The organism is Niabella insulisoli, from assembly GCF_039652435.2.
In the GTDB taxonomy this organism is placed as follows: Bacteria; Bacteroidota; Bacteroidia; order Chitinophagales; family Chitinophagaceae; genus Niabella; species Niabella insulamsoli.
In genome coordinates, this window is record NZ_CP190246.1 from 992,761 (window position 1) to 1,016,570 (window position 23,810).

A 23,810-nucleotide genomic window follows, 5' to 3' on the forward strand; every position below is an offset into this window, starting at 1 on the left:
TTGCTGTCCGCATACAAATTATCTTTATAGGATGATACCAGCAACCCGTATACTGCTTTTCTCGCTGATCTTTTTTTCACTGGCCGCTTCAGGGCAGGATCAGCTTTCCCGTATTCTAAAAAATGAACTGAACCGGGAATTTACGCAGCTAAAAGCTGCTGATACAAACATTTATTACATGAGTTACCGCGTAGATGACATCACGTCTTATCGCGTTAATTCGAGTTTCGGAGTGATCAATCGTATCGACTCCAGCCGGGTGCGAATCTTTACACCAACGATTAGAGTGGGAAATTATCAATTTGATAATACGCATAATATAGGATTTGGAAATGCTTCCACAAGGCTGCCGGTTATTAACGATGAAGATATCATTCGCCTGGCGCTTTGGAAAAGTACAGATCTTGCCTATAAAAATGCGGCTCAATTATATGAAAGGTTGCTGACCAATAAAAAGGTACGCGTAGCAGAAGAAGATACGGCTGCCGATTTCTCAGGCGCCAAGGTCGAAAAGCATTACGATGAGCTCATTGATTATGCTAAAGCAAAACCCGATTTAAATGCGATTGCTGATGCGCTGAGATCTTACACCGCCATCTTTAAAACCAACCCTGATTTATTAACGGGAGGCGCCAACTTTGAATTTAAGATCACGAGGAAATACTTTGTTGATACCGACGGCTCGGAAATAGTCGAAAATGCAAGCGAAACCTGGCAGGGTATTTACGGAAATTGTAAGGCCGAAGATGGTATGGAGCTGCCTTTATATAAATTATATTTTGCCTACGATCCGAAAGACCTTCCCCTCCGCGACAGTATCATATCTGATATAAAAAAGATGAGTGCGAAATTATCACAGTTAAGAACGTCGCCTTTGGCCGATCCTTTTGTGGGGCCTGCTATTCTTTCCGGGCGCGCTGCCGGCGTTTTTTTTCATGAAATTTTTGGCCACCGACTGGAAGGGAAAAGAATGAAAAACGAATTTGACGGCCAAACTTTTAAAAATAAAATCGGATCTGAAGTGTTGCCTTCTTTTCTTAGCATCACCATGGACCCTACCCGCAAGATCGTTGAGGGTGAAGAGGTCAATGGCTTTTACCGGTTCGACGACGAGGGTGTGGCGGCACAAAAAGTGGAAGTCGTGCAAGACGGCATTTTGCGGAATTTTCTTATGACAAGAACGCCCATCAACGGCGTCAGTGGCAGCAATGGCCACGCCAGAACTGCGCCCGGCGGCGTGCCCGAAAGCAGGCAAAGCAACCTGATCGTTTCCGGCAAAAGCCAAAAATCTTTTGAAGACCTGCGGCAGATGCTGATCGACGAGTGTAAAAAGCAGGGCAAACCCTATGGTTATCTTTTTCAGGACGTTCAGGGTGGCTTCACCAATGTCGGGCGGACAACGCCGAACGCCTTCAATGTGTTGCCAACTGAAGTGTATAAAATTTACGCAGATGGAAAGCCGGATGAATTAGTTCGCGGCGTAGATCTGATTGGTACGCCGCTATCCATGTTTAAACATATCACCGCCAGCAGCAACGAAATGGAAACCTTTAATGGCATGTGCGGTTCCGGTTCTGGATGGGTGCCCGTTTCCGCTTCGTCGCCGGCGATTTTTGTTGACGTCATAGAAACACAGAAAAAAAGCAAATCGTCAGAACGCCTGCCCGTATTGCCCAGGCCCGATCTCGACAAGTAAGCGTCACTCATTTTTCAGTCTTTTTATTTTCTCATCAATTTTTATTAAATGCGCTACAAGATTGTTTATTCAGCCCTTTTTCTTTTGTTGCTTACAACAGCTTTGTCGGCGCAGCAGCTGACCGATAATTTTTATGTACGTGTGTTGCAACAGGAATTGAAACGAAATATAGAAAGGTTGCACTTGCCAGATTTGGAAAAGCCTTTTTTTGTTGCTTATCAATTGCGCAATCAAAACACGTTCAGCATCAATGGTGAACGTGGTCAAATTACTTCCACCGCCACCGAGCCCGTCAATAACCAATCGGCCTCGGTAAAAGTGCGTGTGGGCGATTATCACCGGAATTTTGATTATATGATGTATGACGGATCCTTTATCAATCTTCCCGATGAAACAAACGCAGACGAGTATCGGCGGTTGCTTTGGCTGGAAACGGATAAAGCCTATAAAAATAATGCGCGTCAATACAGCGGTTTTGTTTCTTCTTTAAAAAGGGTGATCGTAGATGAGAGCGAACTGGCGCTCGATGACATGGCGAAGGTGCCGGCGGTGGTGAAAGATTTTGGAGAAGCTTCGCCGATAACGGTTGACAAGGCAACCTGGCGCCGGCATTTGGAGAAGCTTTCAAAGCTCTTTAATAAATACCCCCAAATTACCACCTCCTACTGTCGGTTGATGATAAACAGTTATGAAGATTACATGGTGAGTAGCGAAGGAACGATCGTCAGGAGGCCGGGAGGGTATGTAAGTTTAACCGCCGTCGGAGCTACAACCGACGAGCAGGGGGTTACCACCAGCGATGATTACAGTATTACGGTAGCATCAATTGATGAATTACCGTCTTTGGCCGCCTTAGAAATTCATGTTACACAACTGATCGACCGCATCTTGCTGAAGCAGAAAGCAAAACCATTCGAAGGTTCTTATATGGGCCCGGTTTTATTTACCGGCAATGCCGCCACAGATCTCGTTTATCAATGTTTCGCCGCTCCTTTGCAGACCCGGAGAAAATCGATTATGGGGTACGGCACTACGGGTGTCGATTATGAGGAGAAGCTGGGGCAAAAATTAATCGCGTCGGAATTAACGCTTAAAGCCATTCCTTCCTTAAAGATGGTCGATGGTAAACACACAACAGGGTCTTTCCCCATCGACGACGAAGGTGTTATTCCGGTCGACTCTTTAACGTTGATCGAGGGCGGTATTTTAAAGGCATTACTAAATGGACGAACCCCAACCAAGCGTTTTCCTTTCTCGCAGGGCTTCGCGCGTTCCTTTATCGGACGCGGCTGTACAGCCGGCGTTTTAAAGCTTTCGTCTTCCAAAACAGCTCCTGCTGATTCTATGGTGGCGCGACTGATCAAAGTAGCTAAAGAGGAAGGCCTGCCTGCAGCCTATATTGTAAAAAAACTTTATTACAGCGCTCCCGAGATTTATAAGCTCGATGTCGCTACCGGCGACATAACTCTGGTCAATCAGTGTCGGATTACCCCGTTAAGCCTTAAATCCTTACGACGGTTTATCGTGGCTTCTGATCAAACAATTTTAGAAAATATGGCGCAGCTAAGTTTGGTTGCGCCTGAAAGTCTTCTTATTAATGAGGTGGAAATTGAGAAAAATGAGGTAACCAGCAGGCCAAAGCCGATTATCGTCTCCAACCCGCTTTTACTCTCATCGGTTGATAAAACGCCGGCGGTGCGAAAGGCCAAAAAGGGCCGCTAAAAATAATAGCGGCCCGTCAATTCGGTGTTTACCAGAAAGTTTGCTTAGCTATTTAGTAACAACCCAAACAGGGAGGTTTTTTTTGAGGTCCGGCATGCTACAGTTTTTCCGTTCCCCTCGACTCCTTGTCCATGCGCTGTATATCTTTTAATTTATCGGCGGCGATCGGATTCACATAATCCCAAAACGCTGCAACACAAACTATCTTCCATTCACCGTTTATCTTCTCCATCATTCTTACTTCCTTGCTGTGATGGAAGTTGTCGCCTTCCTTATTGCTGTTAAACTGATCCCAGGTAAGATAGCAGGCGTCGGGGCCGTAAAATTTATACCTGATATTTTTTCTTTCAACAATAGGGTGGCTGCTGGATTGTGGTTCAGGATTTTCATGGATATATTTCCCGACGGTGTTGTCAATGCCATCCCATCCCACACTTGCATCAAATGTGCCGTCGCGATTGCTCCATGCCTGAAAGGCATAGTCTGTTTGCGCATAAGTCGATTTCCAACTTTCATAATCTCGGGCAAAAAACGATTCTGTCTCTTTTTCAATAGTAGCCAGTATCGAATCTTTATCCGCCTGCACCGCTTTCTCATTTTTACTATTGGCGTTCGATTGGTTGCAGGAAGTAAATGCCATACCTACCATAAAAACTGCTATAACAAATGGCCATAAAGCCCACCGGTGACGGCCCTTTTTTCCTGGAAGACTGTGATTTTCTAAAGGCGAGCCCTGAGGCTTACTGCTGTAAGGGATTAACTGGTCCATAATGTTAAGTTTATAGTGGTGAACAAAACTTTCCATTTCCTTCTCAGTATCATGCATAAAGGCAATTAAGAGTAATTGCGCTTTTGCACTACTAATTTAATCTTTTTTTATAATTTTTACAACTATTCTTTTGCATACTGCTTGCACTTTGTACACCGGGCCAGACGCGCCGCTTACCGATTAAATGGTATAGATTGTGTTTCCCTTGGATATATTCTATAAATTTGTTTGACATTATTAAAAACGGCCCAAACTTTTACAAGCGGTTGTTTCAATCGGATTGCTTGTGCTAACAGGGCCTGAACTAAAAAACATACAAAATGAAAGGACTTGGTTTAATTCTGCTGATCGCTTTAGTTATCGTTGGATTCATGGGGTGCAAAGGCTATAACAGTTTGGTTAAAGAAGATGAGGTGGTAAAGAATGCCTGGGCTAACGTGCAAACTGATTATCAAAAACGTAACGACCTCGTAGGGAATTTGGTGAACACGGTGAAAGGTGCCGCAAAATTTGAGCAGGAAACTTTAACCAAAGTTGTGGAAGCGCGGTCGAAAGCAACTTCTGTAAATGTTTCGGCCGAGCAACTTACTCCTGAAAATATGCAAAAATTTCAGGCCGCTCAAGGCGAGGTAAGCAGCGCTTTAAGCAGGCTGCTGGCGGTTGTCGAAAACTATCCTGACTTAAAGGCCAATCAAAACTTCCTTCAATTGCAGGGGCAACTTGAAGGTATCGAAAATCAAATCGGCGCCTCAAGAAATGCGTTCAACAGCGCTGTCAACAGCTACAATACTAAAGTACGCTCCTTCCCGATGAATATATTAGGTGGTATGTTCGGGTTTAAAGCCAAAGAACCTTTTAAAGCAGATCCCGGTGCAGAAACCGCGCCTAAAGTAGAATTCTAATCACTAAGTATCGATGATGCAGCGAAAAAAAATGCTGAGATATTTGCTGGTGGCTTTCGTGCTTTTGCTGGCGCTTTATACAATGGTGGCTTACAACGGCCTCGTCAGTAAAGAAGAAAAAGTAGAGCAAACATGGGGCAACGTGCAAGACCGGTATCAGCGGCGGCTAGATCTTACACCCAATCTAGTTAGCGTTGTGAAGGGCATGGCTGATTTTGAGCAGGAAACGCTCGTGCAGATCACGGAGGCCCGAAGCAATGCCTTGGCCAGGGCAGGTGGCGAAGTGACTGCAAAAAACTACAGTGAGCAGGGGCGCGTTCAGGATACGCTCGCAGCGGCTTCAAACCGGCTGATCGCCGTTATTGAAAAGTACCCCGTATTGAGGGGAACCGAAGCTTTCCGCGGCCTGCAAACGCAGCTCGAGGGAAATGAACGCCGGATAAAAGTAGCTCGCTCAGATTTTAATGCCGCTGTCAGAGATTATAACCAGGCGGTGCGCAGTTTCCCGAGAAATATCGTCGCAGGCATTTTTGGTTTTGATGTAAAAGAGGGTTTCGCGGCTGATGCTGGTGCGGAAAATAATGTTGAAATTAAATTTTAAATCGTGGGTTTGTTCTCTAAAAATAAATCAGATATCCTCACTCAGGACGAAAAAGACATGATCGTTCAGGCGATTCGAGATGCTGAAACCCGTACCAGCGGCGAGATACGTATCTACATGGAAAGCCATTGTAAGTATGTAAATCCTGTTGAGCGGGCTTCTGAAGTGTTTTTTAGTTTAAAAATGGACCAAACCCGGGAGCGCAACGGCGTGCTGTTATACGTGGCTGTAAAAGATCATCAATTGGCGATTTTTGGCGACGAAGGCATTTATCAAAAGACAGGAAAGCCCTATTGGGAAAATCTGGTCACCCGGGTATTGAGCGAGTTTAATCAGAACCATTTTGCAGCAGGCATTTGCGAATATGTGAAGGAAATCGGAGAAGGGTTACACACCTACTTTCCTTACAACAGGGAAACCGATCATAATGAATTGCCCGACGATATTGTTTTCGGTAGATAAACACAAAATCAAAAAGGGGTTAATCCATCAGCGCCATCTGAAGTAGCGCCGCCGGCTACAACTGAGCCGTTATGATTCCACTATTTAGCCACTATTTGCTGATCAGTCGTTAGTTAAAAAGACAGCTCTGAATACAAAGACAAATACGGATGAAAAAAATTCTTTTACTTCCCTTATTATTAATCGCGGTTTTTACCAGGGCGCAAATCGAAAACGCTGTTCCGGCCCCAACGAATCCCCCCAGGTTGGTCAACGATTTTGCGGGCACCTTTTTAACGGCAGATCAAAAAGAAACATTAGAAAGAAAACTGGTTGCCTATGATGACAGTACGTCGAACCAAATTGCCGTGGTCATTGTCGACGATTTAAAAGGCTATCCCCGCGATGAGTTTGCGATTGCGTTGGGGCGCAAATGGGGCGTTGGCGGACAAAAGCAGTTTAGTAACGGGGTTGTCATTTTAATCAACACCGGGGAGAAAGGCGGGCAGCGGGGCGTTTTCATCGCAGTCGGGTATGGCCTTGAAGGCTCCGTGACCGACCTGGTTGCCGATCAAATCGTTCAATATAAGCTCATTCCTAATTTTAGAGAAGGCAATAATTACCGGGGGCTCGATGAGGCTACCACAGCAATCATGGAGGCAGCGGCTGGTAAATATCAGGCGCCTGAAGGCTATGGGCAAAAGAGCGGAGGAAAGGGGTCGGGGATATTCCTGGCGGCCATTGTGTTTTTAATCATACTTGTTATCGTCAGCAGGCGCGGGGGCGGTGGTGGCGGCGGCTATGTGTCGCGGCGCGGCTATCGCCGGGGCTGGAACGGGCCGATTATTTTTCCCGGTGGCTGGTCGGGCGGCGGCGGTGGCGGCGGCTGGTCCGGCGGCGGTGGTGGTGGATTTGGCGGTTTTGGCGGTGGTGGTTTTGGCGGCGGAGGAGCCGGAGGAAGTTGGTAACCTTTTGCATATAAATCGTTAATCTTAAAAATAGCGGGCGATACTGTCAACTATTAGCTAAATTTGCCGCAGGAAAAAACATATTAGTTCATGAACAGGCATTTTATTTTCTCGGCTTTATTGCTGCTCGTTTCCTTTGTTGGTTTTGGTCAGGGTTACCAGGTTCAATCAAAATATTTCGTGTATCTGCAAACCGAACCGGCCCAACCTTTCTATATTAAAATTAATGATCAGAAAATCAGCGCGAATGCTTCGGGCTATTTGATCCTGCCACAGTTAAAAGACGGTGGTTATAAATTAATTGTCGGGTTTCCTGATGGTAAAGTTGAAGAACAACGCTTCGATTTTTTCATTGACTCAAAAGATAAAGGTTATCTGATCAAAGATTATGGCGCCGATGGCTGGGGGTTGTTTGACCTGCAAACCATGCTGGTGCAAAAAGCTTTGAAAGGAAAGGAGGAAGATAAAGCTGTGGCCGTTAAAAAGCCAGATCCTCCAAAGGAAGCCCCCCGGCAGGATCCTGCGCCGGCAAGTGACGTGTCAGATTTTACAAAAATTCTATCGCAGGCGGCTAATGATCCCAGTCTTTTAGAAAAGCCCAAGCCTGAACCAGTGGAAGAAAAACCTGTTGAAGTGGCCGTGAACGACCAGTCAGCGGCAGCTGATCCCTCAGTCGCACAGCCCGAAACTAATACCGCGCCGCCGCAAAGCAAACCCACATTGCATATGGGCGCGGGGAACGGCGTTACCATCGTTTATGACGATAGAAATGAATCCGGACAGGTAGATCCCATCACGATATTTATTCCCGCACCGGAAAAAGCTGCGCAGCCAGCAGCGACAAAGGAGTCAAAAGCCAACGCGGCATCAGCTCAGGCGGCGGCTAAAAAGCCGGAGGAAAAGCCTTTTGTAGTAGAAGAAAAGAAGCCGATTGAGCAGAACGATCAGCCGGCTGCTGCTTCGAAAATTACCAATGCCGCTTGCAAAGCGGTGGCCAGCGACAGCGATTTTCTAAAGCTTCGCAGAACGATGGCGTCCCAGTCCAACGATGATCAGATGATTGCCGAAGCCACCAAGGCGTTCGATTCGAAATGTTATACAACGGCCCAGGTGAAGTACCTGAGCAGCATGTTTCTTTCCAACGCCGGCAAGTACAATTTCTTCGCTGCCTCCTACAGCCATATCGCTGATAAGGACAACTTTCCTTCTCTTGCAGCTGAAATTAAAGACGACGCCTACAAATCCAAGTTTCAAAGCCTGATTCAGTAAAGGTTTAAATTTAAAACGTCTTGCGTTATTTTCTGGAAGTAGCTTATAAAGGGACACGGTATAGCGGGTTTCAGGCGCAAAAGAATGCGCTTACGATTCAGGGCGAAATCGAAAAGGCGCTTTTTGTTTTATTAAAAACCGACATTTCTTTAACGGGTTCGTCGCGCACCGACGCTGGTGTGCATGCGCTGCAGAATTTTTTCCATTTTGATGTAGTCGAAAATTTCCAGGAGAAGTGGGTGTATAATTTAAACGCTATGCTGCCGGGCGATATTGTTATAAAAGCCGTCATGCCCGTAGGCGAAAATGCCCATTGCCGGTTTGATGCCTCGAGCCGTACTTATCATTATCACACTTATAAAAACAAAAATCCTTTTATTGGCGACCGCGCTTATCACTATCCTTATACATTGGATATTGACTTGCTTAACAAAGCCGCGTCGCTGATTAAGCAATACCGGGATTTCACTTCTTTCTCTAAACGAAATACGCAGGTCAAAACTTTCAATTGCGAAATCAGGGAAAGCCGCTGGCTGCAAAAAGAGGAACAACTGGTTTACGAAGTAACGGCCAACCGCTTTTTGAGGGGCATGGTAAGAGCGCTTACGGCCACCATGCTCAAGGTGGGCCGGGGCATTATATCGCTCGAAACCTTCTGTGATATTATAGACGCCAAAGACTGTACGAAAGCTTATTTCGACACGCCGGCGCATGGCCTCACTTTAATCAAGGTGCAGTATCCTTATTTCGACTAACTCGTGGAATGGCCCCACTTTTTCCTTTGTTTTCTCATATTTTGAGAATATTTCAAATAAAAGGGGTGAATAAATTTTGTGGTGTAGAATATAGTTCTATATTTGCAGCCCGTTAGCGCGAAGCGGTTGCGGGAAGTTCTTTAAAAGGGGTTGATTTTGGGGGTTTTAGGAATGGATAATGCGTGTTGGTAGTGAGTGTTTTGGGGTATTGATGAGAGGTGTAGCTATCAAAAAAACTTTCTTATTTAGTTGAGTTTTTGAAAGAAAGTGCTTATCTTTGCCGTCCGTTTTTAAGCAGGAGGCGGTTAGTTCTTAGAAAGCAGTTTGGGGTTAGATTTTTTCAAAAAAACTTTGAAAAAAATTTGGCAGAATGAGAAAAGAGTTTACCTTTGCAATCCCAATCGAAAAACGGCGGTTATCTGGTCGTTTCAGTTCTTAAAAAAGTTACAAAAAATGATATGGCGTGAGAGGCGCTGAAGTGGTTCAAACCCGCTGATGTCATCAGGATTCGGGGTGAGTGTTTATGCTCGCTGTAAACCGGAGCAGATCTTTGAAATTTTGGAAGCAATAGCACAATTTGATCTAATTAATTTTAGACACGAAGGTAAGTCAGAAAGCAAATAACATTTGGATTTTTGACACGTTAATTTTTCTCTTTAGAGTAAATTTTACAAGTCAGTAATCAAACTCATTTACAACGGAGAGTTTGATCCTGGCTCAGGATGAACGCTAGCGGCAGGCTTAATACATGCAAGTCGAGGGGTAGAAGAGAGCTTGCTCTCTTTGAGACCGGCAAACGGGTGCGGAACACGTACACAACCTTCCTTTTAGTGGGGGATAGCCCAGGGAAACTTGGATTAATACCCCGTAACATGTTGGTAAGGCATCTTACTAATATTATAGTGGCGACACGCTAGAAGACGGGTGTGCGTATGATTAGGTAGTTGGCGGGGTAATGGCCCACCAAGCCTACGATCATTAACTGGTGTGAGAGCACGACCAGTCACACGGGCACTGAGACACGGGCCCGACTCCTACGGGAGGCAGCAGTAAGGAATATTGGTCAATGGAGGAAACTCTGAACCAGCCATGCCGCGTGGAGGATGAAGGTCCTCTGGATTGTAAACTTCTTTTATATGGGACGAAAAAAGGGTTTTCTAACTCGACTGACGGTACCATATGAATAAGCACCGGCTAACTCCGTGCCAGCAGCCGCGGTAATACGGAGGGTGCAAGCGTTATCCGGATTCACTGGGTTTAAAGGGAGCGTAGGTGGGTTGCCAAGTCCGTGGTGAAATCTCCGAGCTTAACTCGGAAACTGCCGTGGATACTGGTAGTCTTGAATATTGTGGAGGTTAGCGGAATATGTCATGTAGCGGTGAAATGCTTAGATATGACATAGAACACCAATTGCGAAGGCAGCTGGCTACACATATATTGACACTGAGGCTCGAAAGCGTGGGGATCAAACAGGATTAGATACCCTGGTAGTCCACGCCCTAAACTATGGATACTCGACATACGCGATACACTGTGTGTGTCTGAGCGAAAGCATTAAGTATCCCACCTGGGAAGTACGACCGCAAGGTTGAAACTCAAAGGAATTGGCGGGGGTCCGCACAAGCGGTGGAGCATGTGGTTTAATTCGATGATACGCGAGGAACCTTACCTGGGCTAGAATGCGAGTGCCGAACCATGAAAGTGGTTTTTCTAGCAATAGACACAAAGCAAGGTGCTGCATGGCTGTCGTCAGCTCGTGCCGTGAGGTGTTGGGTTAAGTCCCGCAACGAGCGCAACCCCCATCACTAGTTGCCATCAGGTAACGCTGGGAACTCTAGTGAAACTGCCGTCGTAAGACGTGAGGAAGGAGGGGATGATGTCAAGTCATCATGGCCTTTATGCCCAGGGCTACACACGTGCTACAATGGGAAGGACAAAGAGTCGCGACATAGCGATATGAAGCTAATCTCAAAAACCTTCTCTCAGTTCAGATCGTAGTCTGCAACTCGACTACGTGAAGCTGGAATCGCTAGTAATCGTATATCAGCAATGATACGGTGAATACGTTCCCGGACCTTGCACACACCGCCCGTCAAGCCATGAAAGCCGGGTGTACCTAAAGTCGGTAACCGTAAGGAGCTGCCTAGGGTAAAACTGGTAATTGGGGCTAAGTCGTAACAAGGTAGCCGTATCGGAAGGTGCGGCTGGAATACCTCCTTTTTAGAGCACACGACTTACTGGTGCTGTTGTTTCCTTAATTTTAAATTTTTTGGATGGTAGGTAATGGATCATGCATAATAGCCATTAACCAAAAATCAAACAAGTTCTTTACATAAGACCTGATGGCCAATAGGAGTACGGCAATCTAAAAGCCAGTGAAGATAACAACATTGGTACATTAGATGATATTACCTTCTCCCCTTTGGGGCTGGGGGCTATAGATCCGTAGCTCAGCCTGGTTAGAGCACTACACTGATAATGTAGGGGTCACCAGTTCAAATCTGGTCGGGTCTACTTGAAAACAAGTTGATGGTTGATGGTTCATAGTTGGCAGTTTAACTATCAACTAACATCTGACACCTAACAACTCAAATGGGGGGTTAGCTCAGTTGGCTAGAGCATCTGCCTTGCACGCAGAGGGTCATCGGTTCGACTCCGATATCCTCCACTTAAAAAGATCGCCAAAGGGCGGCAAGCGCTAAGTCTGGGGCGTAAAGCTGGAAGGCTTCAAGCAAAAAAGTTCTTTAAATATTTTTGATGAGACATAAAAGGTCTAAAGGTTCGTAACCTAATCATCAGCAGTTGTCTTTATTCCCTTTGGGGGTAGGGGCCAAGTTCTTTGACATATTGGAAAAAATACTGTTAGGAGAGTACCTAACAAGTTTATCGATCATAATTGTATAAATATCACCAATATTTTGGTTGGTCTGAAGCAATGTGGTCGGGTAACAACTACAACAAACTAAAAATAAAGTCCAGATAATATTATCGATTATCTGGCCTCATATTAATTAAGTTTTATAAACCTGCCGTAGGTAGGTAAACTTTTTTAAAGCAATTAAGGGCGTATGGTGGATGCCTTGGGTCTGAGAGGCGATGAAGGACGTGGTAAGCTGCGAAAAGCCGGGGGGAACTGCACACGAGTATTATATCCCCGGATCTCCGAATGGGACAACCTGGTACGTTGAAGACGTATCACCCGCCAACCGGCGGGAGCCAACCCGCTGAACTGAAACATCTAAGTAGGCGGAGGAAAAGAAAATAAGTCAATGATTCCCTAAGTAGTGGCGAGCGAACGGGGAAGAGCCTAAACCACAGCGGCGTGCTGCTGTGGGGTTGTAGGACCGCATTTAGAAAGCATCATCAAGCTGAATTTTTTGGAAAATTAAGCCATAGAGCGTGAAAGCCGTGTAAGCGTAAATTGATGTGGACGAGCGGTATCCTGAGTAGGGCGGGACCGGAGGAATCCTGCTTGAATCTGCCAGCACCATCTGGTAAGGCTAAATACTCCTCAGACACCGATAGTGAACCAGTACCGTAAGGGAAAGGTGAAAAGCACCCTAAATAAGGGAGTGAAATAGTACCTGAAACCGTACGCCTACAAGCGGTCGGAGCCCCATTGGGGTGACGGCGTGCCTTTTGCATAATGAGCCTACGAGTTACTCCTCACTGGCGAGGTTAAGTTAAAAAAAACGGAGCCGTAGCGAAAGCGAGTCCGAACAGGGCGCTTAGTCAGTGGGGGTAGACGCGAAACTTTGTGATCTATCCATGGGCAGGTTGAAGGTTAGGTAAAACTAACTGGAGGACCGAACCCGTTGACGTTGAAAAGTCTTGGGATGACCTGTGGATAGGGGTGAAAGGCCAATCAAACTGAGAGATAGCTCGTTCTCCCCGAAATGTTTTTAGGAACAGCCTCGGTTTATAAAGTCTGTTAGAGGTAGAGCTACTGATTGGGCTAGGGGGCTTCACCGCCTACCAAACCCTGACAAACTCCGAATGCTAACAGATGTTTACCGGGAGTGAGGCTGTGGGCGCTAAGGTCCATGGCCGAGAGGGAAATAACCCAGAATAGCAGCTAAGGTCCCCAATGCATAGTTAAGTTAATCAAACGATGTAGAGCTTCTATAACAGCCAGGATGTTTGCTTGGAAGCAGCAATTCATTTAAAGAGTGCGTAACAGCTCACTGGTCGAGAGGCTCTGCGCGGAAAATAATCGGGTATTAAACTATGAACCGAAGCTCTATGATTGCCACTAGGTGGTATATCGGTAGGGGAGCATTCTAACGGCATCGAAGGTGTACGGCGACGTATGCTGGAGCTGTTAGAAAAGAAAATGTAGGCATAAGTAACGATAAAATAGGTGAAAAACCTATTCGCCGAAAGTCTAAGGGTTCCTGATCAACGTTAATCGGATCAGGGTTAGCCCGGTCCTTAGTCAAACCCGAAGGGGGTAGACGATGGAAAGCAGGTTAATATTCCTGCGCCTGCTATGCATTAAAAGTGACGGAGTATGCTAGGTAAATAAGCTGACGGATTAGCTGAGTGGATCCTTCGGGTGAAGCGTATTACTGAAAGTACTTCCAAGAAAAGCGAGCATAGCAGCCGGTACCGCAAACCGACACAGGTAGACGGGATGAGTATTCTAAGGCGCTCGGGTGAGCCGTGGAGAAGGAACTAGGCAAATTGACGCTGTAACTTCGGGATAAAGCGTACCATCTTCGGGTGGTCTCAGTAAAATGGTTCAACCAACTGTTTAACAAAAACATAGGGCCCTGCAAAATCGAAAGATGACGTATAGAGCCTGATACCTGCCCGGTGCTGGAAGGTTAAGGAAGGGTGTTCGCAGCAATGCAAAGCTCCTGACTGAAGCCCCAGTAAACGGCGGCCGTAACTATAACGGTCCTAAGGTAGCGAAATTCCTTGTCGGGTAAGTTCCGACCTGCACGAATGGTCTAATGAGTTGAACGCTGTCTCCTCCACGAGCCCGGTGAAATTGTAGTATCGGTGAAGATGCCGGTTACCCGCCACGGGACGGAAAGACCCCGTGAACCTTCACTACAACTTTGCATTGATTTTGAATTACGGATGTGTAGAATAGTTGGGACGCTATGAAGCGGTGGCGCCAGCCATTGTGGAGCGGTCGTTGAAATACCAACCTTCTTTGATTTAGAATCTAATGGCTAACGCCACACAGTGCATGGTGGGTAGTTTGACTGGGGTGGTCGCCTCCTAAAGAGTAACGGAGGCTTGCAAAGGTTCCCTCAGTACGGTTGGTAATCGTACGTAGAGCGCATTAGTAAAAGGGAGCTTGACTGTGAGGCAAACAGGCCGAGCAGGGACGAAAGTCGGCTAAAGTGATCCGGCGGTTCTGTATGGAAGGGCCGTCGCTCAAAGGATAAAAGGTACTCCGGGGATAACAGGCTGATCTCCCCCAAGAGCTCATATCGACGGGGAGGTTTGGCACCTCGATGTCGGTTCGTCACATCCTGGGGCTGGAGAAGGTCCCAAGGGTTCGGCTGTTCGCCGATTAAAGTGGCACGTGAACTGGGTTCAGAACGTCGCAAGACAGTTCGGTCCCTATCTGTGGTGGGCGTTAGTAAATTGCGAGAACATGACCTTAGTACGAGAGGACCGGGTCGTACGTACCGCTGGTGTATCAGTTGTGCCGCCAGGTGCAGTGCTGAGTAGCTAAGTACGGACAGGATAAACGCTGAAAGCATCTAAGCGTGAAACCTATCTCAAGATGAGTTTACTTTTAAGGGCCGTAAGAGACTATTACGTTGATAGGCTACAGGTGTAAAGGTGGTAACATCAAAGCCGAGTAGTACTAATTGCCCGTACGCTTTAATTTTATTAAAGCCTCGCCTAACCCTCCGAAGGAGGGAGTAGGAAAGGCTAAAATGTTAGGTACTCTTCTAATTTTTATTATTTTTTCCAATATGTCACCTTATTGGGTCCGTTTTTAAGCCCTCCTTGTTGGAGGGTTTGTAGGGGCCCTAACCTTTTTATGGTGGTTATACCAAGGGTGTTCACCTCTTCCCATACCGAACAGAGAAGTTAAGCCCCTTAAGGCCGATGGTACTGCACCACAATGCGGGAGAGTAGGTAGCTGCCATTCTTTTTTAAAGCGCCCTTCAGTAAGCTACTGAAGGGTGCTTTTTTTTTACACTATGCAGCCCATTTATCAGCGGTTGCTGCAGATCGTATGTATTTTTTTTGTATATTTGCAACTGCAAAGCTAGCTACCATTATTAAAGCTATACTGCTAACGAATCCAGAGTGATGTCGCCATAAGTTTTGATGTCATTCTCTATTTCCTCTTACCAATCCTCTATACCACTAAGTGATATCAGTCACTTAAAATCCTCCGGCTGTTCGCATCCGGCGAGATTTCTGAATTCGGTCAGATTCAGATTTAAATGATGCCCTGTAAACCGTATCATTTAAAACAAAAAAAGAGTATGAGGAAATATATATTTACCGCTGGCTTAATCAGTTTGATGTCGACGGCGGCTTTTAGTCAAGATTTGTTAGGGTTAGGAACGGGAAATTATGCCGGGGTTACGGGCATGTTTACCAACCCCGCAAGCATTGTAGATAGTCGCTTGAAGTTCGATCTCAATTTAATCGGCGTGAGCAACTACTACTCCAACAATTATTTATATGTGAAAAGAGATGCGCTAATCAAAGGCTCATTTTTTAAAGATAAATATAAAGACTGGTCGCTTGTGCAGCGCGACCTGTTGCAGGAGGGAAAGCTGGGTGCAAATGAACGTGTTCACATGAGGCTGAACAACCGCGTCATGGCGCCGCTGTCGTTTATGCTTACCACCGGAAAAAAATCTGCTATAGCACTAAACATTTCTAACCGGACCGGCTTTACTGCCGACAATATAAACCAGGATTTTGCGCGGCTGGCCTACCGGAAATTTGAGGATGCTTCGTTCTACGGAAGCCCGATGAATATGAATGGCGTGGACCTCAATATCCTGAACTGGCTGGATGTAGGCTTTACCTATGGCCGCGTATTATTAAATCAGGATAAGCATTTCGTAAAAGCGGCATTTACCGCTAAATATATAGGAGGTATCGCGTCCGGGTATTACCAAGCGGACGAAATGTCTTTAAGTTTCAATGATAAGAATAACGTAAATGCGAGGACGCCATACGCAAGATACGGGCATGGAGAAAAATTGAGTTTGGATATGTTCAAATCTGCATCGCTTAAATCCCTCCGGCCGGAAGCGGAAGGGTTTGGGTGGAACGCCGGTATCGTTTATGAGTATCGTGGCAAGATTGATCGCTTCAAATATCTCAACCCCGAGTCGGAAGAAAAACTTCGCAGAGATAAAAACAAGTACACGTTTAAAGTTGGTTTTTCTATCATGGATGCGGGCCGCCTCACTTTTAAGAAGAGTGAACTCAATAATGATTTCTCCGCAAACATTACAGACTGGAATCTGAAACAATATAATATTAGAAGTATTAACGACGTTGATACAATGTTGTCGAGCCGCGTTGTTTACCAGGCCACGGGAGACAATAGTTACTCTGTTTCACTGCCCACCGCCTACAGCGCCCAATTCGACCTCCACATTGCACGCGGGTTTTACGTAAATGCGATGACCTATCAACCATTCTCCTTATTCGACACGGATAAAAAAATGCATGTGGAAGCTGCCTACGCGGTAACGCCCCGTTTTGAATCGAGGGTATTAGGGTTATATTTCCCCGTTTCTTATAACAAGTTTGATGATTGGAATATCGGCGCGACTTTACGCCTTGGGCCCGTTTACGTTGGGTCATCCAATCTTGGATCGCTCGTCTTTAATGATAAAACAAAAACCGCGAATATCCACGCTGGTTTGCGAATTCCAATCACCTACGGCAGCCCTTCCCGCCTGGCTAAAACCTTCAGCGAGGCCACTCGTTCCAGGGACAGGGATGTATACGACCCGACCGCGCCACGGCGTAATGTCCTCAGGCCAGAGCCCACGGAACGCCGGTATGCTTCCGTTGATTCAACGGTGATAAAAAAGGAAATGGAAGTGAAACGCCTCGAAGCCCGCTTATTTGAGTTGGAAAAGCAAAAGGTTTTAGATTCCATTCGCCTGGCCAATAAAAACGCTACCCAATCTCCGGTGAGCATCACGATCAATAATTATACGGGAGCGGGGCAGCCGACGGTGAAAATTGATACCATCCGGACCGTCAGCAAGATTGTGGAGGATTCTGTTAGCATCAGGGAAATTAACAAAAAGAGACAGGAGCAGATTGACGACCTCACGAAAAGGCTGGCTGAAAGAGAACTGCTGTTAAAAGAACTCAAGGAGAAAGAAGCAGCCGATACTGATCGCGTTTCTGAGGCAGCGGACGCGCCGAAGGACAGTGGGAAAAAAGAAGAAAAGGAAAATGACAGCGGCGAAAAAGTAAAAGAAAAATCTGAAACAACTAAAAAAGAGGCTGCATCTACGCAGCCTCTTGCGCGTTCAATATCCAAAGCCGATAAACGCCTGATGGATGAATTAAAAAGGGAAAGAAAATCATCCGAAGATCTGGAAGACGAAATTCGCGATCTGAGAAAAGCTATTCTAAGTTACAGTGCTGTGTCAACTGCGGGTTCCGTAGGCGCCAACGCCATGATATCTAAAAGGCAGGCACGTAAAATGGAAGCTGAAATGGATCGCCTGAGAGCTGAAATGGCCAAATATGAATCTTTAACAACCGATGCTTCGATGGACAGTAACCACTTGTTAAGAAATGAAATAGATCGCCTTAACCAGGAACTGCGAACGCAAGGGGATTCCATCAATGCCGATAGCCTAAACAATATCGCCAAGCTCGAGGCGGAAATTGGGGCGCTGCAAAAAGATTTACAACAGCTAAGGAACCACCCTGACCGTGATGTAGCTACAGCGTCCGATCAGGCAACATCCGGCACAATTGCACCAAGCGAATCCATAACCGACCGTTTACTTTCGCTGAAGCTTGAACATATTCTTTTTGATGTCAATGAAGTGGAGGTAAGGCCCATCTACCACCGCACACTAAATTTCGTGGCAAAATGCCTGAATGACTACCCGCAACTAAATTTAAGTATCGACGGTTATACCGATAAAACGGGCAATGCGGCGCTGAATCGCATGCTTTCTTATCAACGCGCGCAAGCCGTTCAAACCTATCTGATTCAACACAAGGTCGATGGAGAGCAATTGCATATCAATGGACACGGAGAACAACTTCCGCTTGTTGACAATAGCACACGCTATGGCCAAATGCTGAATCGCAGGGTCGAGCTTCGTTTTTTTCAAAACCATTGATCGGTAACGATTATCTTTCCCGATACTATTCTTGATTGAAGCGCAGCCGCAGCCTTCAGCTTTACTGCCATTATTGTTGCCACCAAAGCGCGGTACCTTTTTCATCGCCGCCTATCGCCTGGGAAGCCGCATCTTTATTGGCTTTGTTGGTATTGTTTTCTGACGTCGGGTAAGTAATCCTGTTTGGCGCCATCGTTACCGACGGGTCGAGCGAACCTTCAACCGGCTCTATAAACAACGGGCTCCCGTCGGGCTTTTTGAAATCCAAACGTACACGTTCGTGCCAGGATTGCAATCCCTGCATATAAAAAGCCAGCCATTTTTGGGTGCCAATGCAGTCTTTCCAGTTGGCAGGGCTAAAAGGTACACGTTGCAGATAGGCGCTCGTGCTGTCTTCGGAGATATCCCAGAAAGCCATGCTTTCCCTAATGCCGTTATTATAAAAAGTCGCAGCCGCTCCACCGGTTGTCATGTTTCTCGCTGCCGCTTCTGCTTTTAAAAATTGAGATTCTGCCGCTGTGAAGAGCAGGCCCGGAAAGTCAGGACTGTACACCCTTTCCGAAGGCAGGGAAAAAATCAAAGCATCCGAGGCGTTATTTTCTCCTGAGCCATAAGGCGAGCCTTTATAGACACTGTCGACGGTTCTTGCATATTGCGGCAGCCGCGGATCGCGAAGCTCCAACATGTAATCTATTAACGTAGCACTTACCACAAACTGAACAGGATCTCTGTCAATATTATTATAAGGGAACGCTTCGGTAGCATTATTATTATAAGGAAAGAACGCGTTGTCTTCGTTCGTTTCAATGACGCCGCCCTGAATGGCTTTTTCAATAAATGGACGTGCCGCTGCTTCATCTTTGTTGCTCATGCGCATTGCCATCCGCAGCATCAAAGAATTGGCAAATTTCTTCCATTTTGATACATCGCCTTTATACAGCACTTCACCGGTGGTAAAAGAAGCGGCGCCTGTGTTTAACTGCGCTTCATAAGTTTCAAGTTTATTAAGAAGATCTGTATAGATGGTTTTCGCATCGTCGTACGTGGGAAGTAAAGCTTCTGATACTGCCTCACTGTAGGGAATGTTGCCAAAAGCGTCGGTTAAAGTATGAAAAACCCAAACCTGGAGGATGCCAGCAATAGCGTTTTGATTAGCTGCCACTGCTTCGTTAGCTGCATTTTCATTCAGGATTTGAATTTCCTTGAGTGCCGGTAAAACCACTGAGTACATAGTCCACAGGTTCGTGGAGCCCGCGTCTGATGAACCATACCGGCTGTCGCCTTTCGAGTCGGTGCCGCTCCAGTATTGTGCGTAATGCATCCCAATCCGGTTATTTGTGACACTGTTATATAAAATATCCGAAGCTTTTTTCTCCGCAAATAGAATCAGTTGCTCAGGAGTGGCGGATGAGGGCTTTGTAGGATCAGTATTGAGCGATTCAAATTTGCTGCAAGACAGCAGTGAAAAAAGAAAGGTGATTAAAAGGAATATATACGACTGTTTCATGTGTTTGTTTTATTTAAACGGTGGTCATTCGAGGAACGCTTGTGTTCACACAGTATTAAAATGCAATATTAAGATTGAGGCCATAGGATCTTACCGACGGCAATGCGCCCCCTTCCAGTCCCTGAATATTGCCGGAGCCGTTGGTGATATTGGAAGGATCGACGTGGGGCGCGTTGGATTGAATCAACCAAAGGTTACGGCCGTAAAGCGATAGCGTTATATTATCCGAATTAATTTTTTCGGACCAGCTTTGAGGTAACTGATAGCCCAGTGTAACTTCTCTTAGATAAATATAGCTGGCGTCATATACGTTGGCGCTGTGAATATTGTTGTTGCGCCCAAAGTTTGACTGATAGTATGCTTTTGCCGGCACGTTAACCGAGTAGGGAATATAACTGCCATCTTCCTGCTCGAGTACCCCGGAAACCGGAACTCCGTTTTCCCTAATGCCTCCATCAGCCGTTTCCGCCAGAAGGCCGGAATATTTTCCATACATATTGGTATAAGAAAAGAATTTGCCGCCACGGCTAAAATCTACCAGTGTCCGCAACGATATATTTTTATAAGAAAAGGAATTGCTAACGCCACCAACTAAATCCGGATAAACACTACCGAGCGGCACCGTAGTGCTGGTGAGTTGATAAGTGCCTGATGAATCGATTATTTTACGGCCCTCGTTGTCGTAAGCATAATCAAACCCATAGAGCGTTCCTAAAGGTTGCCCTTTTACTGCAACCAACGCTACCGGCGGTGAAAGCCTTCTTTCCTGGCCGATGACGATGCGGTCGGTAATTTCCTGCCCGTTTTGTGCAAGATCCAAAACCTTGTTCTTGTTTTTTGAAAGGTTCACCGCTATATTCCAGGTGAAGCCGCTTTTGGTTCTCAGCGGCGTTCCTTCTACGCGGAGCTCGATTCCTTTGTTGCTTATTTTTCCTAAGTTGATAATGGAGTTGGTGTAGCCAGTTGTGGGCGACACAGGAATGGAGATGATCTGATTTTTGGTAATGCGGTCGTAATAAGTAAAGTCAACACCAAACCGGTTGTCAAACATTTTTAATTCGATACCGCCTTCTTTCTCCGTACTCATTTCAGGAAGCAGATCCGGGTTGCGCCTTGTCGGGTCGATACCTGTCATGGACTGCCCTGCAAATTGAGTGGGCGCCTGATACACGGTAAAAAGGTTATAAGGATCTGTGTCATTCCCTACCTGCGCAATCCCCGCCCTGATTTTTCCAAATGTAAGCCAGGAGGCATTTTTGATCCAGTCTGAAAAGATGATAGACGTAGAAGCGGAAGGGTAGAAATAGGGCCTTGGTTTTCCATTTTGTAATAAAGAGGAAGACCAGTCGTTGCGGCCGCTTAATTCGAGAAAAATGCTATTGGTGTAGCCGATGGTTGCCGTTCCAAAGAGCGAGTTGATTTGTTTGCGCGGATTCAACTCTGTAATAAGCACCGGCCCCAGGCTGTTGGCAAGCGTGTAAACGCCGGCAGATCCCAGGCCCGTAGTAGTGCTTCCATTCATCAACCGCGCATCCTGCCTCATAATATTGCCGCCGAGCGTGACATTTACATTAAACCGCTCGCCAAAATCTTTTTTGATATTGGCCGTTCCCAGATAATTCATTTCAGTGAAATCAATGGTGTTGCGAACATAAGCGCCGGGCAAATAATCTTTTGCAGACCGTTCCTCCTGTAATGTTTGGTAGGTGTCCATAAAAACCTTGGTGCTGAAGCTGAGCCAGTCGGTTGCGGTATAATCTAAACCCAAAGAACCGAATACGCGGCTTCTTTTATCGGTTTGATATTCCTCATATCTCGTCCAATAAGGGTTGTTCGAAAAAGCCATTGTGTCGTTAGAAAATGAACGCCGGTTCCACGTAATCTGGCTTCCGTCGGGGCGCTTATAATTTTTCATGCGTTCCATATCCCATTGGCGCTGGCCATATTCGCCAAACAACATCATCATATTTTGGCCGGTAAATCCCGTTCCCGGCCGGCCTTTTGCTTCAGTGTAAGCGTAGCGGACGCCGGCAGAGGCAACCAGGTCGTCTGTTATTTTATAGGTTCCGTTAATGCCAGCATTGGTGCGCGACAGTTTCGAATTGGGAAGCACGAACCGCTGGCGGGTGTCGGCAAATGCAATTCGGAAAGAACCCCGATCATTGCTCCCACCCATGCTGATGCTATTGGTAATAGTGAAGCCCGGCTGAAAGAAGTTTCTTACATTGTCGGGCTGCGGCGACCAGGGCGCGGTCATACCAAAATCGGGATTGCCTTTAGCTTTGTCGAAAGACCAATAATGCCTTACCAAACTTCCATCCAATTTGGGGCCCCATGATTCGTCAACGCTGAACTCCGGCATCAGGTCGTAAGGGCCACGCCCCGGGTCATTATACGTTGCTGCGTTTTGCGATAAAAAATAATCCGGATTATCATTGTACCATAAGGTATCAAATTTTCCGTCGCTGCCGCCTCCATATGAATTTTGATAATCAGGCAGGATATATACTTCATCTCGCTGCAAGTTCAAACTATAGCTGACGCCAAACTTTTTTGAGCCTGCCGATTTTTTGGTGGTTATCAACACAACACCGTTTTGCCCGCGGCTTCCGTAAAGAGCCGTTGCTGCAGCGCCTTTGAGCACCGATATCTGGTCGATATCATCTGGATTGATATCTTGCACCGGATTGCCATAATCAAAACCGCCACCGCCAATTTGTTGGCTGTAAGAATTAGTATTCAGGTTGCTAAACGGAATCCCATCCACGATAAATAATGCGTTGTTGTCGCCCTGGATGGATTTGGTGCCGCGGATATTGACTTTGGTGGAGCCACCCATTGAGCCGCTGTTTGTAGAGATTTGTACACCGGCGACGCGGCCTGAAAGGCTATTTACAAAATTGACTTCTTTCGCCGTTTGAATATCACTTCCTTTTACCTCCGACACGGCGTAGCCCACTGACCTGCTTTTCTTGGAAATGCCAAGCGCGGTAACCGTCACTTCTTCTAATTGTTCTGCGCTACTTTTTTGAAGCTGAACATTTAAGGCGCTATTAGCTTCCGTTAATACAACTTCAGCAGGTGTAACGCCCACACTCGAAAACCGGATCTTGGCGTTTTGTATAAACGGAATGGAAAAACTGCCATCGGCTGAGGCTGTGTATAGATCTCCGTTTGGGTACTCAATACTTGCAGACGCAACGGGTTGCCCGGCGTTATCGGTAACCTTTCCTTTTATTAAAACGGTATCGCCTGTAGCTGTTGTTTGAACGACAGCAGCCGCACTATCGATCGGCTGAGCGGTTTGCTTTTTTGCAGTATCGATAACTGTTTGAGCCTGACCTGAAATGGAATCTTTAATGGTGTTGTTCGACTTCCATTGGCCGATCTCAATTTCACTATTGTCTTTAACCTTGATAAGAATGCTATCGGCTGAGGGCGCCACAAATTGTAAATGCAAATTCAACATGCTGTTGCTGATATGGACAGAGTCGCCGGGGTTGGCCTTTAGGCTGAAAATGCCGTCAGCATTGGTTTTTGAAGAATCGGAGGAGTTTTTTGTAAACAGATAAGTGTCCGTAAGTCCAATGCCGGTTTTACCAACAACCTTTCCGTTAATGGTTTGTGCTTGTACCAGGTTTGAAGCGAAAAAAAATGCTGCAATGAGAAGTACCAAGCGGTTAAGCTTACTTGTCATGATTTCGTTTGGGTAGGGTTTAGATTTAAATATACTTAAGCCTTCCCATCACCAATAACTTAGCCAAAGTAAGCCGGTAGTTTTTAGAAAATAGTTAAAACGAAAAAGCAAAGAGGCTGCAAGCATTACCTTACAACCTCTTTGCTTTGTGCGAGAATTGTTT

Annotated in this window: 12 protein-coding genes, 2 tRNA genes and 3 rRNA genes; 14 read left to right on the forward strand and 3 right to left on the reverse strand. The window is 46.1% G+C overall.

The features are described from left to right. Positions 1 to 31: 31 nt before the first annotated feature. Both ABDK00_RS04330 and ABDK00_RS04335 read left to right on the forward strand, forming a co-directional pair. Positions 32 to 1,696 (forward strand): TldD/PmbA family protein, encoded by a 1,665-nt coding sequence (locus tag ABDK00_RS04330; protein WP_346238284.1) that lies wholly within the window; start codon positions 32 to 34, stop codon positions 1,694 to 1,696. Between the two features lie 48 nt (positions 1,697 to 1,744). Continuing rightward, a complete protein-coding gene (locus tag ABDK00_RS04335; protein ID WP_346238285.1) occupies positions 1,745 to 3,418 on the forward strand; it encodes a metallopeptidase TldD-related protein in 1,674 nt (557 codons plus the stop codon). A gap of 97 nt (positions 3,419 to 3,515) precedes the next feature. Here ABDK00_RS04335 and ABDK00_RS04340 read toward each other — a convergent pair whose 3' ends face one another. Beyond that, positions 3,516 to 4,187: a hypothetical protein gene (locus ABDK00_RS04340; RefSeq protein WP_346238286.1), complete on the reverse strand. Its 672-nt coding sequence runs from the start codon at positions 4,185 to 4,187 to the stop codon at positions 3,516 to 3,518. Between the two features lie 320 nt (positions 4,188 to 4,507). On the opposite strand from ABDK00_RS04340, the gene ABDK00_RS04345 reads away from it, so the two are divergent. From ABDK00_RS04345 to ABDK00_RS04400, 12 genes are all read left to right on the forward strand, one after another. Next, entirely contained in the window at positions 4,508 to 5,089 is a 582-nt protein-coding gene (locus tag ABDK00_RS04345; protein ID WP_346238287.1) for a LemA family protein, read from the forward strand. Positions 5,090 to 5,120: 31 nt separating this feature from the next. Beyond that, the gene (locus ABDK00_RS04350; RefSeq protein ID WP_428400363.1) at positions 5,121 to 5,690 is read left to right on the forward strand and encodes a LemA family protein; all 570 of its coding nucleotides are present in this window, start codon (positions 5,121 to 5,123) and stop codon (positions 5,688 to 5,690) included. Between the two features lie 3 nt (positions 5,691 to 5,693). Next, positions 5,694 to 6,152: a TPM domain-containing protein gene (locus ABDK00_RS04355; RefSeq protein WP_346238289.1), complete on the forward strand. Its 459-nt coding sequence runs from the start codon at positions 5,694 to 5,696 to the stop codon at positions 6,150 to 6,152. Positions 6,153 to 6,301: 149 nt separating this feature from the next. Further along, positions 6,302 to 7,099, forward strand: coding sequence for a TPM domain-containing protein (locus tag ABDK00_RS04360; RefSeq protein ID WP_346238290.1), 798 nt, complete (start codon positions 6,302 to 6,304; stop codon positions 7,097 to 7,099). A gap of 90 nt (positions 7,100 to 7,189) precedes the next feature. Then, positions 7,190 to 8,368 carry a DUF4476 domain-containing protein gene (locus tag ABDK00_RS04365; protein WP_346238291.1) on the forward strand — a complete coding sequence of 393 codons (1,179 nt, stop codon included), beginning with the start codon at positions 7,190 to 7,192 and terminating at the stop codon, positions 8,366 to 8,368. A 20-nt stretch (positions 8,369 to 8,388) separates the two neighbouring features. Then, positions 8,389 to 9,123, forward strand: coding sequence for a tRNA pseudouridine(38-40) synthase TruA (truA, locus tag ABDK00_RS04370; RefSeq protein ID WP_346238292.1), 735 nt, complete (start codon positions 8,389 to 8,391; stop codon positions 9,121 to 9,123). A 694-nt stretch (positions 9,124 to 9,817) separates the two neighbouring features. Continuing rightward, positions 9,818 to 11,343 (forward strand): 16S ribosomal RNA (locus tag ABDK00_RS04375). A gap of 219 nt (positions 11,344 to 11,562) precedes the next feature. After that, positions 11,563 to 11,637: transfer RNA gene (locus ABDK00_RS04380), tRNA-Ile, on the forward strand. Between the two features lie 80 nt (positions 11,638 to 11,717). After that, positions 11,718 to 11,791: transfer RNA gene (locus ABDK00_RS04385), tRNA-Ala, on the forward strand. Positions 11,792 to 12,171: 380 nt separating this feature from the next. After that, positions 12,172 to 14,974 (forward strand): 23S ribosomal RNA (locus tag ABDK00_RS04390). A gap of 155 nt (positions 14,975 to 15,129) precedes the next feature. Continuing rightward, a 5S ribosomal RNA gene (gene rrf, locus ABDK00_RS04395) occupies positions 15,130 to 15,241 on the forward strand. The 16S, 23S and 5S rRNA genes sit together here with 2 tRNA genes alongside, the layout of an rRNA operon. A 343-nt stretch (positions 15,242 to 15,584) precedes the next feature. After that, the gene (locus ABDK00_RS04400) at positions 15,585 to 18,443 is read left to right on the forward strand and encodes a DUF5723 family protein (RefSeq protein WP_346238662.1); all 2,859 of its coding nucleotides are present in this window, start codon (positions 15,585 to 15,587) and stop codon (positions 18,441 to 18,443) included. Positions 18,444 to 18,513: 70 nt separating this feature from the next. Here ABDK00_RS04400 and ABDK00_RS04405 read toward each other — a convergent pair whose 3' ends face one another. Both ABDK00_RS04405 and ABDK00_RS04410 read right to left on the reverse strand, forming a co-directional pair. Then, positions 18,514 to 19,950, reverse strand: a complete 1,437-nt coding sequence (locus ABDK00_RS04405; protein WP_346238663.1) for a SusD/RagB family nutrient-binding outer membrane lipoprotein — start codon at positions 19,948 to 19,950, stop codon at positions 18,514 to 18,516. Positions 19,951 to 20,005: 55 nt separating this feature from the next. Continuing rightward, entirely contained in the window at positions 20,006 to 23,647 is a 3,642-nt protein-coding gene (locus tag ABDK00_RS04410) for a SusC/RagA family TonB-linked outer membrane protein (RefSeq protein WP_346238664.1), read from the reverse strand. Positions 23,648 to 23,810 lie beyond the last annotated feature (163 nt).

What these genes read in the sequence shown, in the direction of transcription:
- ABDK00_RS04330 (WP_346238284.1), top strand. Translation starts at nt 32, where the DNA reads ATGATACCAGCAACCCGTATACTGCTTTTCTCGCTGATCTTTTTTTCA.
- ABDK00_RS04335 (WP_346238285.1), top strand. Translation starts at nt 1,745, where the DNA reads ATGCGCTACAAGATTGTTTATTCAGCCCTTTTTCTTTTGTTGCTTACA.
- ABDK00_RS04340 (WP_346238286.1), bottom strand. Translation starts at nt 4,187, where the DNA reads ATGGACCAGTTAATCCCTTACAGCAGTAAGCCTCAGGGCTCGCCTTTA.
- ABDK00_RS04345 (WP_346238287.1), top strand. Translation starts at nt 4,508, where the DNA reads ATGAAAGGACTTGGTTTAATTCTGCTGATCGCTTTAGTTATCGTTGGA.
- ABDK00_RS04350 (WP_428400363.1), top strand. Translation starts at nt 5,121, where the DNA reads ATGCTGAGATATTTGCTGGTGGCTTTCGTGCTTTTGCTGGCGCTTTAT.
- ABDK00_RS04360 (WP_346238290.1), top strand. Translation starts at nt 6,302, where the DNA reads ATGAAAAAAATTCTTTTACTTCCCTTATTATTAATCGCGGTTTTTACC.
- ABDK00_RS04365 (WP_346238291.1), top strand. Translation starts at nt 7,190, where the DNA reads ATGAACAGGCATTTTATTTTCTCGGCTTTATTGCTGCTCGTTTCCTTT.
- ABDK00_RS04400 (WP_346238662.1), top strand. Translation starts at nt 15,585, where the DNA reads ATGAGGAAATATATATTTACCGCTGGCTTAATCAGTTTGATGTCGACG.
- ABDK00_RS04405 (WP_346238663.1), bottom strand. Translation starts at nt 19,950, where the DNA reads ATGAAACAGTCGTATATATTCCTTTTAATCACCTTTCTTTTTTCACTG.
- ABDK00_RS04410 (WP_346238664.1), bottom strand. Translation starts at nt 23,647, where the DNA reads ATGACAAGTAAGCTTAACCGCTTGGTACTTCTCATTGCAGCATTTTTT.